A 17,206-nucleotide genomic window follows, 5' to 3' on the forward strand; every position below is an offset into this window, starting at 1 on the left:
TAAGGTCATCCTATAAAACATCGAGAGATAAAAACCTTAAATATAATATACAAGCTAACTATTTCAAGTAGCATTAAAATAGTGGGATTCGACCCAATGAATATTACCCAATTAAATATGCAGGCAATACATCACAATTTTTTAAAATTAAGCGTAAATAACAAAGAATATTTTATTGATAAACCTGTCTTTACTACGTTTGAAAATAATTTCAGAGATGTACAATTGATAGAACTATTTTTGGATGAACCACCTATACATATTGGGAATCGACTTATAATTAAAGGCATTGGGGAACTTGAAGGTAATGTTATTTTAAAAGAGCCTACTTCAATCCACATAGCTGTCTAATCATTATGAAATTTGAAGCGCATGCATGAATAAAATAATGTTCCTATAGATGGTTGGAAAATAAAAAATCCTATTAATTTATAAGAGAAAATATAATTTAAGTTAAAAATTAGGTGAATTTAACATGTCTATTGAATTAACTTTGACATCATTAATGAAAAGACTAGAACAAAAGAATCGTCTAACTGTACAAATGGAAAATGGGGAAATTTTAAATGTAACATTCGATTGGAATAGTCCAATCTCAAACCAAGAACTAGAAACATTCTCTTTAAAAAACCCACATCATGTTTTACCAAAAGCACTGTGTTCGTTTTTAAAGCACAGTCATGGAGCGAAATTATTTAATAATGAAGGTCTTGGTCTGGATTACTTTGAAATCTATACAATTCATGAAATGCAAAATTATATAGATGAATATAAAACAAATATATATTATCAAGGTGCGTATGATAAAAGCTGGGTAATGATTGGCGCTTATCGAGGATATGGTGACTATATGTTCATTGACTCGCAAAAAGTGGCGAATGGAGAAGAGGATTATTTAATTTATGTGCAAGTAGGGGATATTCAAAGATTACCTATGAATTTTGAAACTTGGCTTGATCGATTTATTGTTGCGCAAGGCGCTAGGTATTGGTTATGGTAAGTTTGAATGTAGATCATCGAAATAATAAAAAGAAATTAAGCGGCTGGAGCTCTGAATATTATTGGGCTCAAGCTGCTTAATTTTGTACTGCTTGATTATTCGCTCGATAACGATATGGCGTTGTGCCCTGATGCTGTTTGAATACTTTAATAAAATAATTAACATCCTCAAAGCCGTTTAATTGGGCAACTTCTGTAATGGAGGCATCTGTTTCTAACAACGCTTTACATGCCGCTTGAATGCGCACATTTTGCACATAACGCTTAAAAGGAATGCCCTGCTTTTTCGAAAAGAGCGTGCTTAAATAATTAGGGTGAATGCCAAGTTGCTGGGCGACAGCATGCAAATTTAACGTGCTATCGCTAAATTCGCGCTGAATGAGCTCCACTGCCAGCTCACTATAATCCGCCTTGAGCTGCTCCTTCGATTTTTCAACAGCGTCTATTAATGCTTGGGTAAACAGCAGCATTTCCTGCAAAATCGAATATAAAATTGGTCCCTCCAAAATAAGATGGAAAAGCTTACGGTAATCTGCCTCAATAGACGTCTGCTGCTGCAAATGATATTTCATCATATAACGGCGTAGTTGGGCGAGCACGCTTGTCAAATGAATGCGTACATCATCATGATGATAAAATGTATCTGCCTTTGCTAGTTGATATAAAAATGCTTTAATTGTAGCTGTATTTTTCTCCTCCAAGCTATGAATCCATAGCTGCTGCTCTTCAGGTGTTAATAACGGGTCAAGCCTAACAATTGAAAATTGCTCAGAGCTAAGAAAAATATGCTCATAGCCTTTGTAAAAGCGCTGAATGAGCACCTTTTTTGCCTCATCATACATATCTCGTAGCGTCGCATTGCCTCCATCGTATAAGGCAATGTTCATATATTGTGAGCTAACAATATGCCATTCCTGAATAAGCAAACGAAGCTGCTTTAATAATTCATCGCGTTCAATATTTTCAACAACACAAATAATGCGATTTTGTAGCGGTAAAGCCGTCATTTGCTGAAATAAATGCAGCTCGATAAACCATTGATAAAGCTGTAAATTTGATTCAAAATGCGATGGCTCGATAATGAAAAATTGTTTTTGGCTGACATCAATGATTGTTGGTTTTTTTAAATATAAATCAACATATAGCTGTATATCCGTTGATTGTTCAGAGGCTGAAGGTGTGGCACGATCGATATTTAAAGCGAGTAATGTCGCCTTTAATTGCTCTAATGGAATCGGTTTGACAAAGAGCTGTGTCGCCTGTAATTGAATGGCCTTCGCTGCATGCTGAAAAATCGGCTGTGCTGTTAAAGCGATAATACGTGGCTGGTAACGTAGTAACAGCTTTTCGATGGAGGGTGTAAGCATTTCAATTTCTAGAATAACGACATCGGGCTGCAAGGTTTCCAGTGAAATTTGCAATTGTGCGGTATCCTGTACATGCTCTACCTCAACATGGCTAGGGAAGTAATTTTTTATATACCAACGAATGCCTCTAGCCTCTTCAACATCACGGTCAATTAATAAAATTCGCATGTTATCTCCTTTAATAAGTAATATTTATAATAATATTTCTATTTTTAATCGTAAATAGGTACATATTTCTTTAAATAGTACTATATTGTGCAATGTAAATCCATTTATTCAGAATTGAAAGAAATTTAAAGTGGAAGCAAGGGGGGATAGAATGACAACTAATCAACAAACAGAAAATCAGCAGCAGTTAATAGGGTTTCGTCCTAAACAAGCTGTGAAAATGATTGTTTGCAGTTTGATTGGGATATTTAGTTTCTTTGTGACGTTTGAATGGCAAGGGAAGTCATCTATTTTAATTGATCATATTGTCACGTTTCTTTCGACAAATGCACCACAAGCAATTAATGTTTATATTATATTAATTTTAGTTCTCGGTTCATTTTATCCTTTTGTTACAGGGAAGTGGAAAAAGTCTAAAGTTGATATCGTATTATCCATTTTTAAAATCGGTGGTTTAGTTGCAGGAACTATGCTAATTTTTGGATTTGGTCCTGCTTGGTTATTTAACCCAGATATCGGTCCATTTTTAATGGAAAAGCTGATTAAGCCTGTAGGTGTCTTGATTCCAATTGGTGCTCTTTTTTTAGCATTACTAGTAAGCTACGGCTTATTAGAGTTTATAGGCGTATTTATGCAGCCTGTGATGAAGCCGTTGTTTAGAACACCAGGACGTTCAGCAGTTGATGCAGTTGCGTCCTTTGTAGGAAGCTATTCTGTAGGGTTATTATTAACAAATCGTGTATTTAAAGAGGGCAAGTATACGATAAGAGAAGCGTCTATTATCGCTACAGGGTTTTCAACAGTATCTGCCACTTTTATGGTCGTTGTAGCGAAAACACTTGATTTAATGGAATATTGGAATGCCTTTTTCTGGGTGACATTAGTTATAACTTTCGCTGTAACCGCTATCACAGCGAGAATTTATCCATTGCGCTCTATGAGTAACGATTGCTATGAGGGCTCGACACCACAGCCTGAAGTCATTGTGCGTAAGGACCGTTTGAAAACAGCATGGCATGAAGCGATGGTGGCAGTTGACTCAAACCCGCCACTATTGAAAAACTTATACATCCATTTAAAGGATGGGCTAATTATGACGATGGGGGTTATTCCTTCTATTTTGTCGGTTGGTTTACTAGGCGTCGTATTAGCAACGTATACACCTGTTTTTGATATTGTTGCTTATATTTTTGTACCATTCACATATTTATTACAAATACCAGATCCAATGTTAACCGCAAAAGCTTTATCGCTATCGATTGCGGAAATGTTTTTACCAGCATTATTAGTGACACAAGCTGCGATGGTTACTAAATTTATCGTGGCAGTTGTATCCATATCGGCAGTTCTATTTTTCTCAGCCGTTATTCCAGTTATTTTATCAACAGACATTCCGTTATCTATTCGTCAAATGATTATTATTTGGTTTGAGCGCGTAGTTTTAACGTTAATTTTAGTAACACCAATTGCATTTTTATTATTTTAAAGGGAGAGATTGAAAATGACTTTTAAAACAAGCATTAAAGCACCAAGAGGTAGTGAATTAACATGTAAAGGATGGACACAGGAAGCAGCAATGCGTATGCTGATGAACAACCTTGACCCTGAAGTAGCGGAAAACCCAGATGAGCTAGTTGTTTATGGTGGTATTGGTAAAGCGGCACGTAACTGGGAAAGCTATGAGCAAATTATCGAATCATTAAAGAAGCTTGAAAATGATGAAACATTAATCGTGCAATCAGGGAAGCCTGTTGCAGTATTCCGCACGCATGAAAATGCACCACGCGTATTAATTGCCAACTCTAACTTGGTGCCACAATGGGCAAATTGGGATAAGTTTTATGAGTTAGAAGAGCGCGACTTAATGATGTATGGACAAATGACAGCGGGTAGCTGGATTTACATTGGCGCACAAGGTATTTTACAAGGAACGTATTTAAGCTTTGTAGAAGCTGGTAAAAAAGTATTCGGTTCAGCAGACTTACGTGGAAAATTCATTTTAACAGGTGGTATGGGCGGCATGAGTGGTGCACAGCCACTTGCAGGTAAAATGGCGGGCGCAGTGATTTTAGTAGTAGAAGTAGAGCGCGCGAAAATTGAGCGTAAAATTAAAGAGGGTTATTGTGATTATTTAGTGGAAACAGTAGATGAGGCAATTGCGTTAGTGAACGAGCTACGCGAGAAAAATGAGCCTGCGTCAATCGGACTTGTAGGCAACTGTGCAGATGTCAACCGTGAGCTATTAAATCGTGGTATTATTCCAGATTTCGTAACAGACCAAACATCAGCGCATGATCCAATTAATGGCTATGTACCGAATGGCATGACATTAGAAGAAGCATTTGCACTGCGCAAGGCTGACCCGAAAACATATGAGCAAAAAGCGAAGGAAACGATGGCGGAGCATGTGCGTACAATGTTAGAATTCCAAGAGAAGGGTGCAGAAGTATTCGACTACGGCAATAATATTCGTGCATATGCGCAGGAAATGGGTGTTGAAAATGCCTTTGATTTCCCAGGCTTCGTACCAGCGTACATTCGTCCACTATTCTGTGAAGGAAAAGGTCCATTCCGTTGGGCTGCGTTATCCGGTGACCCAGAGGATATTTACAAAACAGATGCATTAGCGAAGGAAATGTTCGCAAATGATGAAGGCTTAGTGAATTGGATTGATATGGCACAAAAAATGGTGAAATGGCAAGGGCTACCTGCACGTATTTGCTGGCTAGGCTATGGCGACCGTCATCGCTTCGCATTACGCGTTAACGAAATGGTAGCAAGCGGTGAGCTAAAAGCACCAATCGTGTTCGGACGTGACCATTTAGACTCAGGCTCTGTTGCTTCACCGAACCGTGAAACAGAAGGTATGCGTGATGGTACGGATGCAGTGTCAGATTGGCCGTTATTAAATGCTCTTGTCAATACAGCGAGTGGGGCAAGTTGGGTAAGCTTACATCACGGTGGTGGCGTAGGTATGGGCTTCTCACAACACGCAGGCCAAGTGCTTGTAGCAGATGGCAGCGAGCTAGCAGCGGAAAAAATTAAACGAGTATTAGTAGCAGACCCAGGTATGGGGGTTGTGCGTCATGCCGATGCAGGATACGATATTGCAATTCGCACAGCAAAAGAAAAAGGCGTACAAATGCCGATGTTAAAGGACTGAGAAAATGGCGTTATTAATTATCAATGCAAATGAAGTCGTGACATTAGCGAGCGAGAAAAAAGGACCTCGTGTGAAAGAAGAAATGGCAGAAATCAATGTGCTACAAGACGTAGCTGTGTTAGTGGCTGAGGGGAAAATCGTTGAGATTGCTCCCCTTGAGCAGCTAAAAAATAGCCATAAGGAATTAGTAGAAAGCGCAGAAATCATCGACGCAAAAGGACAAATCGTCTTACCAGGCTTTGTTGATGCACATACACATTTAGTGCATGGTGGCACGCGTGAAAATGAATTCAATATGCGTTTGAACGGTGCAACATACATGGAAATTATGAATGCAGGCGGTGGCATTCATTACACAACGACAAAAACGCGTGAGGCAAGCTTTGATGAGCTATATGATAAGACATATGCACATTTAAACACGTTTTTAAAACATGGTATTACAACAGTTGAAGCAAAATCAGGCTACGGTCTTGATTGGGAAACAGAATATAAGCAATTAACTGTTGCGAAAAAGCTACAAGAAAATCATGCGGTTGATGTTGTCTCTACATTTATGGGTGCACATGCTGTACCAAAGGAATACAAAGAGAATAGCGATAAATTTGTTGATATTGTTATCGAAGAAATGCTGCCAAAAGTAGCAGAGCAAGGCTTAGCTGAATTTAATGATGTCTTTTGCGAGCATGGTGTCTTTACACCAGAGCAATCACGTCGCATTTTATTAGCTGGTAAAGAGCTAGGCTTAACGCCGAAAATTCATGCGGATGAAATTGAGCCATATGAAGGTGCGGAGCTTGCGGCTGAGGTTGGCGCAATTTCAGCGGAGCATTTACTCGTTGCTTCGGATGAGGGCATTCGTCGCATGGCGGAGGCTGGTACGATTGCTGTACTGTTACCAGGAACAGCCTTCTTCCTACGTGCACCATTTGCAAGAGGGCGTTTAATGGTTGATTCAGGTGTGCCTGTAGCCATTTCAACAGACTTTAACCCAGGTTCCTCACCGACAATTAGCTTACCATTTATTCAAAACTTGGCTTGCTTAAATATGGGCATGACAATGGAGGAAGTGATTACAGCAACAACGATTAATGCGGCATATGCAATTAATCGTGGTGATGAAGTTGGCTCCTTAGAGGCTGGGAAAAAAGCGGATATCGTTATTTTAAACGTGCCAAACTATAAGCAAATGCAATATTTTTACGGCATGAATCATACAAATACCGTTATTAAAGGCGGCCAAGTTGTGGTGAAGGATGGCGTTCTTGTATGAGTGAGGTCATTGTACAGCCAAGCTTTAAATGGCAGCGTCAAGACGGACAGGATATAAAAGTGAAGGATTGGATTTGTCCTATAGCTGAAATAACAGAGGAGCCACAAGTCGTTGTGCTAGGTGTGCCATTATCACGCTCATCGATTAGTGCGTCGGCAGCCTCAGAGTTTCCAAACGCCTTTCGCAAAAGCTGGGAGCTATTCACAACGTATTATATTGATGAGCAAGTCGATATTCGTGCTTTGCGTGTCGCTGATATTGGCGATGTCAAAATGCATACGACAGATATTTTGCAATGCCATCATAATATTCGAGATGCGATGCAAGAAGTGATGGCGCGTCATCCACAAAGCTTTTATGTATCAATTGGTGGCGACCATTCCATTACTGCGCCGCTTGTGCGTGCGCTAAGTGAAGGGAAACGCGTAGGTATTTTGCAATTTGACACACATTTAGATTTGCGTGATTTATCGAGTGGTCCATCAAACGGTACACCAATTCGCCAATTACTGGAGGCTGGTGTTGTACAAGGGGAGGATGTTTACAATATCGGCTTGCATGGCTTCTATAATGCGCCATCTTTAATTGAGGCAGCCAAGCATTATGGTGTCAATATGATTACATTAAAGCAGATGCGTCGCAAAGGAGCACAGCAGCAAATCGCTGAGGTAATGACGGAATTGCAAGACAAGGTCGATTTCGTTTATGTAACGGTCGATATTGATGTGTTAGATATTGCTTACGCTCCAGGTGTGCCTGCTTCTACGCCAGGTGGTATGCGGACAGACGAGTTATTCGATTTATTATATGAGGTAGGCAAATACGATGCGGTGCGTGCGATGGATTTTGTGTGCATTGACCCACAGCGTGATACAAGCGAGCTACAAACAGTGAAGGCTGTAACCTATGCGTTTTTGACGGCACTCTGCTCACGTTATATTCATTTAAAATGAGGGACATTTTGTCTCTCATTTTTTTATGGTCATGAAAACCGCTAATAAAACGGGGAAATTCGCCAATAAACTAGCCAAAAGCGCCAATAGAATCCCAAAAACCGCCAATAAAAAAATAACTCGTCTTTTTCGGCGCTGAGAATCGTTTATAGTATTGAAGGGAGGCTGACAATGTATCGTTTAGAAGATGTTATGAATCAATATACCGACCTATTATTTCGCATCGCCTATTATTACACAAAGGATGTGCAAACGTCTGAAGATATTGTGCAGGAAATCTTTATTAAATATTATTACAGCTACAATCATCAGGAGCATGAGGCATTAAAGGCACTACTAGCCAAAATGACGGCGAATAAATGCAAGGATCATTTAAAAAGCTGGGCATATCGAAAGCTCATTCTATATAAAAAGCTACCTATTTTAAAGTCGGATGACACCTACTATGAATCCTCACCACTAGAGGAAGAGGTACTAGCACTACCATTAAAATTTAGAGAGACGATTACATATTATTATTTTGAAGAGTTTACGACAAAGGAAATTGCAGCTCTTTTAGCGATGCCAGAGAGTACAGTGAAATCTAGATTAAAACGAGGTAAAGAGCTCTTGAAAGAAAAATTGAATGGAGTTGATTTCACATGAGCAGATGGCAATTTAAACGCTTTGAGGCAATGCAAGATAGCAAAAAAAGAATTATTGAGAATACGAAAAAGCAAATTCACACCAATGCAAAAAGTAAATCCAAACATAATTCATTTTCTATTGCAGCAATTTTACTGACAAGCTGTGTCGTACTCTTTGGGCTGATACAGCTTATTGTAACGGATAAAACTGCCGATTTGCCAAACTTCGAAGGTGATTTATATGGCATGATTTATTATGAGAAAGGTGAATTTTATTTTCGAGCAAATGAAGATTCGCTTCAAGCTTATTCAGAATTAAAAGAGGCGATTACGACTTCGACTAAATTTATGTTTTCCGACAATATGGAGCAAGTGCTACGCAATATGCTGAATCTTAGAGGAGAAAGCGGCTCCGTTCATGCTAATTTTTATATTAAAGGTTTAAAAAGAGTGGAAGACGCGTATTCCGTTATCAATGTAGGGACATTTCAGATGGGGGTTCCTTATGAAAATTTATTTACTTTCGAACTTACTTTGGATGAGAATAGCAAACTTTTATTAGATGCAAAACTTGAAGAAATATATAGCCAATTTTCAGAGAGACGGGACAGAGCTTTACTCCAGAATCTTGAGCCTCACGAAATTTTTCAATTATATCAATTTGCAATAGAGCAAAATAATGTGCGCGTAAAGTATGAATTAATTCACGAAGAGGGGATTAAGCCAACATTTGAAGAATTCAACCAAGCTTCACATGATGTAAGCAGCAATCCAGCCTTTAAAAATACATTTCTCTACGTAAAGATTGAAGAGAATCAGGATGCCTATATTTTTACGCCGAACAAAGAGTCTTTCTTTGGTTTAATGAAAGTAGAGGGCGTCTGGCTAGTCAATTTTTTGCCAGAGCAATGAAATGAGCTGTCTGAATCTTAATTTCAGACAGCTCGCGCTTGTTCTTCATACAATCTTTCTATTCTTAACAGCTAAAAAAATCCCCCAAACGACTAATGCAATACTAATAGGAAGTGTAAACAGGCTACTAATAGGTGTTAAAAACCCAATAAGAAATAGGATGATACCTAAAATAATCCATACTATTGCCAAATTCATCCCCCCTTTTTTATCATAATTGATAAATATGTAACTATCAATTAACCTCTTATTTTGACCAAATTTAGTCATGCATGAAAAATACATGTTTTATCTAGCGTGAAGTGCATTGGTTTCCGCTTCTACTTCTTCTACAATTGAAGAGAGTGGAGGATGGAACGATGAATCAACAAGAAATGTATAATTTTTTCAATTTATATAAAAAAGAATGTCAAAAAACAGATGAATGGTTAGCGGAGCGACTTCAACAGAAGCCGTATCAGCTAACGACAGAGGAATTAACATTTGGTGCGCGGGTGGCATGGCGCAATAGCAATAAATGCATTGGACGTCTATTTTGGCAATCATTGCACGTTTTTGATGAGCGTCATTTGATAGAGGAAGAGGCGATTTTCGAGGCATTGCTACGTCATATTGATTTTGCGACGAATGATGGGAAAATTCGCCCGACACAAACCGTTTTTGCTCCAGAGCGTGTGCGTATTTGGAACCACCAGCTGATTCGTTATGCCGGTTATGAGACGGATAATGGTATTATTGGCGATTCGGATTCACTACAGTTTACGAAAATGTGTATGGAGCTTGGCTGGCAGGGAGCTGGAACAAATTTTGATTTATTGCCCTTGGTTATTCAAGTAGATGAGCGCGAAGTGAAATGGTTTGAGATTCCGAAAAAGCATGTACTAGAAGTTGAAATGACACATCCAGAATATGATAACTTCGCAGAGTTACAATTAAAATGGTATGCTGTGCCAATTATTTCGAGTATGGGCTTTAGCTGTGGTGGAGTTGAGTTTACTGCTGCGCCATTTAATGGTTGGTATATGGGGACAGAAATTGGTGCGCGTAATTTTGCCGATGTGGAACGCTACAATATGCTACCTGCTGTTGCGGATAAAATGGGTATTCTGCGTGAATCAAACAGTTCACTGTGGAAAGATCGGGCCTTGGTGGAACTTAATATTGCAGTGCTACACTCCTTTAAAATGGCGGGGGTTAGCATCGTCGATCATCATACAGCTGCACAGCAATTTAAGCTTTTTGAGCAGCAGGAAGAAGCAGCGGACCGTGAAGTAACAGGCAATTGGACATGGTTAATTCCACCTTTGTCTCCAGCAACAACACATATTTTTCATAAGCCAATTTCCAATGAAATAAAAAAGCCAAATTACTTTTATCAAAAGTCTCCATTTTAACCATATCAGTCTAGAGGCTTAGTAGTAATTCCAACGTAAGAAGGTTTTGAGGAAAACATTACTTCTATATACTAAAGATAACATATACAGTATGTAGAAGGAGGATATTAAGAATGAAAAAAATGATAATACTTGGTGCAGTAGTAGGTGCTTCAGTCATGATGTTAGCAGGGTGTTTTTCTTTTATACCAGGCAAAACTAAAGAAGAGTCGATTGAAGTTGAAAAAGATAAAGCAACAAATTTAAATGTGGATATTGACCTTGGGCTAGGAGAAGTAACAGTTGAAAAAGGCGCACAACAATGGGTAGAGGGCACTGCGCAATATAATAATAAAAAATTAGCTCCACAAGTAAGCTATAAGCTAAAAGGGCAAACGGGTAAAGTAGAGATTGAGCAAAAAGGTGGCAAAGGCATAGGGCTATCAGAAGTAAAAAGTAACTGGAAACTAATGCTGAATGAAGATGTTCCGATGAACTTAGATGTGAAAACAGGTGCAGCCGTGGCAAATCTTGATTTACAAGGACTACAACTTGAAAGTTTAGACATTGATACAGGTATCGGCGATTTGACTGTCAACTTAGGTGGCGATTGGGCGAAAAGCTTTGATACAACAATTGAATCAGGTGTTGGCAAAACAACTGTTATTTTACCATCAACAGTAGGGGTGAAAATTACAGTAGAAAAAGGGATTGGTACTGTAGATATCGCTGGCTTTATCGCTCAAGAGAAAGGCGTATATGTTAATGAAGCTTATGGTCAGGAAGATGTGACAATTAATATCAACGTTGAAATGGGCATCGGTGATGTAACATTCAAATTAGACAAATAGTAGGCTGAGATGGACTGCCAAGAAAGTAGGTTAGCACACCACACCACTTTCTTGGCAGTTATTGAGGTTTTTAAAGAGTAAATCACACAGCACTTAAAAGGCTTGAAAAATATCTCTGTTATAGGACTACGCTTTATTTTTTCAGAATTAGGTCAATCAGTTCTTCACGGTCAATTAAATAAACATCATTAATATTTGCCAGCTTGATAGCCTGCTTTGTAAAACGGCTATTTGTTACAACCCATGCTTCTGTGGCATTATACATTTTGACTGCGCCAATAATTTCCTGTACGGCCTTTACGCCAACTGTGCCGCTATAGCGCTTCGCTTGTACAGCGATAATTTCTTTGCGATCCTTTAAAATAAGGTCAGCTCCGTAATCACCAGAAGTAGCAGTATAAGACACTTTATAGCCACGACGTTTGAATAACTGCCCTAAAAACTTTTCAAATTCCTCTCCGGTCATCGTATCGACTTCTTTAATTCCTGCTCTACGTAAACGAGCAAGTCGCCTCGTTTTAAACCAAATTGTGCAGCAAATAATGACAACGAAATAAATCACAATGGCAGTGACAATGCCTTCCCACGTTTTTGTAAAATACCAACCAGCAGCACCAGCGGCTACTAATAATAATTGAAGCAATGAAGTTAATAAGCTTTTTTTACGTTTTTTCTTTCTTTTTTTCAAAATGTGTACTCCTTACTATAATGATACCTTTCATTATAACACAAAAAAGTACAAATGTTCGTATTAGATTGTACGGTTTTGCGAGCTGATCATACTTGTGATGAAAAGCAAAACTGTGACAGCTATAAAAATCATATTTGGAACATACCAGCTATCCGTTATATCGTGGATGTAGCCTAGTGCGGTAGGTCCAATGGCCGCTAGCAAATAACCAATTGATTGGGCGAAGCCAGATAATTGAGCGGCTTCATAAGCTGTATTTGTACGCAAAGTGAAAAGCATCATACATAACCCGAAGGAAGCACCACCTGCGAAGCCGAGGAAAATCATCCAAACAATTGCTAAGCTCGTCCATTCTAACAGTAGTCCTGTAAAACCAATGAAATAACAAATTATAAAGAATATCGTAATAGGTCGCTGAGAAGAAAGCTTACTTGCAATAATCGGCATAATAAAAGTCATTGGAATTTGTGCAAACTGCATAATTGTAACCATCCAGCCTGCATTTTCAGGTGCGATACCTTGTGATACAAATATTTCTGGTAGCCATGTAGCTAAAGAGTAGAAAAAGAAAGATTGTAGTCCCATTGTTAAAGCGACAGCCCAAGCAAGACCAGAGCGGGAAAGCTTTGTACGTTGCTGATTAGCGCTGGGCGTCATTGCCTCTACCTTATTGCTACGTAGTAAAGGGAACCATGCAATCATCGTTGTAACACAAAGAATAACAGAAAAGCTAAGAGCACCTTGCCAGCCTGTCGATGCTGCAGCAATAGGGTGACTTATACCAGCAGCTAATCCAGCAGAAGCGTTCATTGATACTGTATAAATACCCATTAAAAGTCCGATATGTAAAGGGAACTTCAACTTAAAATAACTAGGAATAAGCACGTTGCCAAAGGCTATGGCGATTCCAATTAATGCTGTACCACCAATAAGCAAGCTTGTAAAGCCTATAGAGCGTAAAATAATGCCTGCTGCTAGTAAAATGACAGAATAAAACAGCGTATGCTCCATCCCGAATTTACGTGCAATTGGTGCAGCAAATGGTGAAATAATTGCAAATGCTAATAATGGAATCGTTGTTAAAAAGCCTGCAAGCCCATTAGAAATCCCTAAATCATCGCGAATAAAAGGAATAACAGGTCCTACAACAGTGAGAGGTGTACGTAATGTTGTCGCGATAAGAAAAATAGCTATGACGAAAAGCCATGTTTGCTTTGTAATTTTTTTATTTGTTTGATGTGATGAGTTCATACCCATAACCATCCTCCTCGTAGCGCATAATCACCTCATTATATAGCAAGTGGAAATGGATTTCTAAAAGGTTGCTTATGTACGCTAGGAAAAGATGGTGAAAATATGCTAAAATGCAAGCAATCATTGTTCGAAGGAAGTGAAGCAGATGGCAGTATCGACAGGATTTTATAAAAAAATTAAAGCATGGGTGACGGATGACGATGCGCGACTAGCATTTCGACCATTTCAGGTGGATGGCAATCCGTATAAATCATCCATATTTGTAGTAGGTGCATTTGCTGCACCAAAAATTGAAAGCGATACGACAGATGAGCGTGTTTATATTGATGCGTTGGTAAATGGCTTGTTATTTGATGAAATGTATGGCTATGAAATGAAGCAGAAGTCACGTGAATACTTTGGAATGACTTATTTTATGGAATGGCTACAGCAAGAGCTAGATGAACATGCAATTGCTACGTATATCAATACTTTGCAAATACAAGGAGCACAGGAATTAAAACGAGTACATAAGGAAGCGCCTGATTTATATAAAAGAGGACAAGTTATTTTTCAAGAAGTCGTGGAGGAATTTCAGCCGCGATTTATCATTCTGCAAGGCACAGAGGCAGTACAGCAATTTCGAGCAAACTTTGCAGAGCAATTAACTGATTATTATAGCAAGGTGAGCAAAGTGCAGGAATTAGAGGAGCTAGGTATTTTTGCAGAGCTAAATTGTAAAAATGGCAATACCGTGAAAATTTTAGCATGTCGTAGTATGAGCTACTACGGCAAAGAAGGCAAGGCATTTCAAGCGTTTAAAGATAAACTACAAGCTATTTTTAATGCCACAGGAAAATAGTGTGAAGAAATATTTGCTTTTCTGCTCTTGCATTCGGGCGTATAGCTACGTATAATTGGAACGTTCTTAATACTCATATAATGACGAGAATATGGCTCGTAAGTTTCTACCGACATCCCGTAAAGAGGTCGACTATGAGAAGAAATAACAAAAGGCGCTATGCCTATTTTTTGTTATATGTTCTTTCAGTAATTTTCAACTCGAAAGGCTCTTCTCGCTAAGGGGGTAGCTTTTCGAGTTTTTTTATTATTTCAAAAGGAGGAGCTTTAGAATGAAGCTTTTAAAAGATAAAATTCAGCAAGAAGGCAAAGTATTATCAGATGTTGTGTTAAAGGTGGATTCTTTTTTAAATCACCAAATTGACCCTATGTTAATGCAGGAAGTAGGGGAGGAGCTTGCAAATCGCTACAGCGATGAAATTATTACAAAGGTGTTAACAATTGAATCTTCTGGTATCGCACCTGCGACATTTTTAGGTTTAGTGCTTGGTGCACCAGTCGTGTTTGCTCGTAAGCGTAAATCGTTAACGTTAACGGATAATTTATATTCAGCAAAAGTACATTCCTTCACAAAAAATGAAGTAAATGAAATTTCCGTTTCTCAAAATTTCTTATCAGCAGATGATCGCGTCATCATTATTGATGATTTCTTAGCAAATGGAGAAGCATTAAAGGGCTTATTAGATATTGCGCAGCAAGCAGGCGCACATATTGTTGGTGCAGGAATTGTCATTGAAAAGGGCTTCCAAAAAGGTGGCGAGCAGTTACGTCAGCAAGGCTTACGTATCGAATCACTAGCAAATATTAAATCGTTAGCAAACGGTAAAGTCGAATTTTTTGATTAGGACTGTAGGAGGTCAAATTTTTTATGAATGGCTTTAAGGCAACAACATTAGGTATTCAGCATTTACTTGCCATGTATGCAGGAGCAATTTTAGTGCCTTTAATCATCGGGGCTGAACTGAATTTTACTCCAGCACAAATGACATATTTAGTAGCAATTGATATTATGATGTGCGGTATCGCCACATTATTGCAAGTATGGAAAGGTAAATATATCGGTGTCGGTTTACCTGTTGTACTTGGTTGTACATTTACAGCGGTAACACCGATTATTGCAATCGGTTCATCAAGTGGACTAGGAGCAATTTATGGTGCAATTATCGCTTCAGGTGTCATTATAGTTTTAATTTCAGGTGTTTTTGGTTTATTAGTACGCTTTTTCCCACCTGTTGTTACTGGTTCTGTTGTAACAATTATTGGGATTAGCTTAATTCCCGTAGCTATTAACAATATGGGTGGTGGACAAGGGGCGGCTGATTTTGCATCAAGTTCCAATGTTGGTTTAGCCTTTATTACCTTACTAATTATTATATTGATTTATCGTTTTTCTGGAGGTTTCATTCGTGCAATCGCTATATTATTAGGATTAGTGATTGGAACGGTGATTGCGATATTTATAGGAAAAGTTGATTTCACACCAGTAATCGAAGCATCCTGGTTACATGTGGCAATGCCCTTCTATTTAGCAACACCAACATTTGAGATATCTGCCATTATTACAATGACTTTAGTGGCCATGGTATCGCTTGTTGAATCGACAGGTGTTTATTATGCCTTAAGCGATATTTGTGATAAGCGATTAACATCAAAGGATTTAGCAAAAGGCTATCGTTCAGAAGGTTTGGCTTCTATTATTGGTGGGATTTTCAACGCTTTCCCGTATACGACGTTTTCACAAAATGTTGGTCTAATTCAAGTGTCAGGTGTACGTGACCGCAAAGTTATTTTTATTACAGGCGGGATGTTAGTGGCACTAGGTTTTTTACCAAAGCTTGCAGCATTGACGACAATTATCCCATACCCTGTGCTAGGTGCAGCAATGCTAGCGATGTTTGGTATGGTTATTACACAAGGGATTAAAATGCTAGCACCTGAAATCGCAAAATCAATGGAAAATGCGATGATTGTAGCCATTTCGGTTGGACTAGGTATCGGTGTATCGGTTGTACCAGAGCTGTTTGTAGCGTTACCTTCAAAATTTGGCTTGAATGATTTAGCATCGAACGGAATTGTCTGTGGCGCTGTTACAGCGATTGTCCTTAATATCGTTTTTAATATGATTGGACGTAAAAAGTAAGGTTGCATATAAAAGAAAGTGGAAAACTGTCCTAGGTTTTAGGGCAGTTTTTATTTTTTAATAATCTGAAAATTCCGTCTGTTAATATTGGTATTTTTGTTGTATTATAAGACTGTTAAGGGTATAAAATTTATTATTTTTGATGGAAATACATTTACAATAGAATAAGGAGGGAGAAATTCATGAGAAGAAAGTTACTGTTAAGTACATTGTGCTTTGTGTTTTTTATAGGGATGCTTGGATTACCAGAAAGCTCTACAGTAAATGCTTTCGTAAATATTGAAGGACCTATAATGGTAACACAGTTACAGAAACAATCAGTAGTTGAAAGTAATAAAGATGCGAGAGATTTACAAGCAGCAAAGGCTCCAGTTATCAAAATTGCTGCAACAGACCCAACCTTTACCGTATCCCCAGACTCAGTTACTTTTACCAATTTGACAGAGGGTTATAATGTTAGTCAACGAGATGCCATTCAACAAGACATTACATTAACTAAAGTAGGAGCAGGAGTCATTACGAATTTACAAGCGAGTTTAAGTGGTGGGGCTAATACAAAATTTCTTCTAGGGACAGTGTCGCCAGGAGCATTAGGG

At 38.5% G+C, this 17,206-nt stretch carries 18 protein-coding genes and 1 riboswitch; of the genes, 14 read left to right on the forward strand and 4 right to left on the reverse strand.

All coding sequences use genetic code 11. The features are described from left to right. The first annotated feature begins 96 nt into the window (after positions 1-96). Together C9J34_RS18515 and C9J34_RS18520 are read left to right on the forward strand one after the other, a co-directional pair. A complete protein-coding gene (locus C9J34_RS18515) occupies positions 97-351 on the forward strand; it encodes a hypothetical protein (RefSeq protein WP_107841661.1) in 255 nt (84 codons plus the stop codon). Between the two features lie 124 nt (positions 352-475). Then, positions 476-1,000: an SMI1/KNR4 family protein gene (locus tag C9J34_RS18520; RefSeq protein WP_107841662.1), complete on the forward strand. Its 525-nt coding sequence runs from the start codon at positions 476-478 to the stop codon at positions 998-1,000. A 76-nt stretch (positions 1,001-1,076) separates the two neighbouring features. Here C9J34_RS18520 and C9J34_RS18525 read toward each other — a convergent pair whose 3' ends face one another. Further along, entirely contained in the window at positions 1,077-2,534 is a 1,458-nt protein-coding gene (locus C9J34_RS18525) for a response regulator transcription factor (protein WP_107841663.1), read from the reverse strand. A 151-nt stretch (positions 2,535-2,685) separates the two neighbouring features. Between C9J34_RS18525 and C9J34_RS18530 the strand changes: the two genes are divergently transcribed. The 6 genes from C9J34_RS18530 (at position 2,686) to C9J34_RS18555 (ending at position 9,461) form a co-directional block, all read left to right on the forward strand. Further along, on the forward strand, positions 2,686-4,020 hold the full coding sequence (locus tag C9J34_RS18530; protein WP_107841664.1) for a YjiH family protein: 1,335 nt from the start codon (positions 2,686-2,688) through the stop codon (positions 4,018-4,020). 15 nt (positions 4,021-4,035) lie between these two features. Then, on the forward strand, positions 4,036-5,697 hold the full coding sequence (hutU, locus tag C9J34_RS18535; RefSeq protein WP_107841665.1) for a urocanate hydratase: 1,662 nt from the start codon (positions 4,036-4,038) through the stop codon (positions 5,695-5,697). A gap of 4 nt (positions 5,698-5,701) precedes the next feature. After that, on the forward strand, positions 5,702-6,970 hold the full coding sequence (hutI, locus tag C9J34_RS18540; RefSeq protein WP_107841666.1) for an imidazolonepropionase: 1,269 nt from the start codon (positions 5,702-5,704) through the stop codon (positions 6,968-6,970). After that, positions 6,967-7,923, forward strand: a complete 957-nt coding sequence (locus C9J34_RS18545) for an agmatinase family protein (RefSeq protein ID WP_107841667.1) — start codon at positions 6,967-6,969, stop codon at positions 7,921-7,923. Before hutI ends, C9J34_RS18545 begins: the two co-directional genes overlap by 4 nt. Positions 7,924-8,094: 171 nt before the next feature. Beyond that, positions 8,095-8,568: a sigma-70 family RNA polymerase sigma factor gene (locus C9J34_RS18550; protein WP_107841668.1), complete on the forward strand. Its 474-nt coding sequence runs from the start codon at positions 8,095-8,097 to the stop codon at positions 8,566-8,568. After that, positions 8,565-9,461: a hypothetical protein gene (locus tag C9J34_RS18555; RefSeq protein ID WP_107841669.1), complete on the forward strand. Its 897-nt coding sequence runs from the start codon at positions 8,565-8,567 to the stop codon at positions 9,459-9,461. Before C9J34_RS18550 ends, C9J34_RS18555 begins: the two co-directional genes overlap by 4 nt. A 45-nt stretch (positions 9,462-9,506) precedes the next feature. Here C9J34_RS18555 and C9J34_RS22110 read toward each other — a convergent pair whose 3' ends face one another. After that, a complete protein-coding gene (locus tag C9J34_RS22110; RefSeq protein WP_193769077.1) occupies positions 9,507-9,653 on the reverse strand; it encodes a hypothetical protein in 147 nt (48 codons plus the stop codon). A 167-nt stretch (positions 9,654-9,820) separates the two neighbouring features. Between C9J34_RS22110 and C9J34_RS18560 the strand changes: the two genes are divergently transcribed. Next, positions 9,821-10,855: a nitric oxide synthase oxygenase gene (locus C9J34_RS18560; RefSeq protein WP_107841670.1), complete on the forward strand. Its 1,035-nt coding sequence runs from the start codon at positions 9,821-9,823 to the stop codon at positions 10,853-10,855. Positions 10,856-10,968: 113 nt separating this feature from the next. Next, the gene (locus C9J34_RS18565) at positions 10,969-11,685 is read left to right on the forward strand and encodes a toast rack family protein (protein ID WP_107841671.1); all 717 of its coding nucleotides are present in this window, start codon (positions 10,969-10,971) and stop codon (positions 11,683-11,685) included. Between the two features lie 133 nt (positions 11,686-11,818). On the opposite strand, the gene C9J34_RS18570 is transcribed toward C9J34_RS18565, so the two are convergent. Both C9J34_RS18570 and C9J34_RS18575 read right to left on the reverse strand, forming a co-directional pair. Beyond that, positions 11,819-12,373: a restriction endonuclease gene (locus C9J34_RS18570; RefSeq protein ID WP_107841672.1), complete on the reverse strand. Its 555-nt coding sequence runs from the start codon at positions 12,371-12,373 to the stop codon at positions 11,819-11,821. Positions 12,374-12,436: 63 nt separating this feature from the next. Next, positions 12,437-13,633 (reverse strand): CynX/NimT family MFS transporter, encoded by a 1,197-nt coding sequence (locus C9J34_RS18575; protein ID WP_238600708.1) that lies wholly within the window; start codon positions 13,631-13,633, stop codon positions 12,437-12,439. 142 nt (positions 13,634-13,775) lie between these two features. Here C9J34_RS18575 and C9J34_RS18580 point away from each other — a divergent pair, with 142 nt between their 5' ends. The 4 genes from C9J34_RS18580 to C9J34_RS18595 form a co-directional block, all read left to right on the forward strand. Continuing rightward, positions 13,776-14,471 (forward strand): RNA 2'-phosphotransferase, encoded by a 696-nt coding sequence (locus C9J34_RS18580; protein ID WP_107841674.1) that lies wholly within the window; start codon positions 13,776-13,778, stop codon positions 14,469-14,471. Between the two features lie 53 nt (positions 14,472-14,524). Further along, a riboswitch (purine riboswitch) is annotated at positions 14,525-14,626 on the forward strand. 116 nt (positions 14,627-14,742) lie between these two features. Continuing rightward, entirely contained in the window at positions 14,743-15,315 is a 573-nt protein-coding gene (locus tag C9J34_RS18585) for a xanthine phosphoribosyltransferase (protein ID WP_107841675.1), read from the forward strand. A gap of 23 nt (positions 15,316-15,338) precedes the next feature. After that, the gene (locus tag C9J34_RS18590; RefSeq protein ID WP_107841676.1) at positions 15,339-16,610 is read left to right on the forward strand and encodes a nucleobase:cation symporter-2 family protein; all 1,272 of its coding nucleotides are present in this window, start codon (positions 15,339-15,341) and stop codon (positions 16,608-16,610) included. Positions 16,611-16,792: 182 nt separating this feature from the next. Further along, positions 16,793-17,206 (forward strand): hypothetical protein (locus C9J34_RS18595; RefSeq protein ID WP_153062655.1); only part of this gene is annotated, 414 nt, incomplete at its 3' end.

The organism is Metasolibacillus meyeri, assembly GCF_003049505.1.
Lineage (GTDB): Bacteria > Bacillota > Bacilli > Bacillales_A > Planococcaceae > Metasolibacillus > Metasolibacillus meyeri.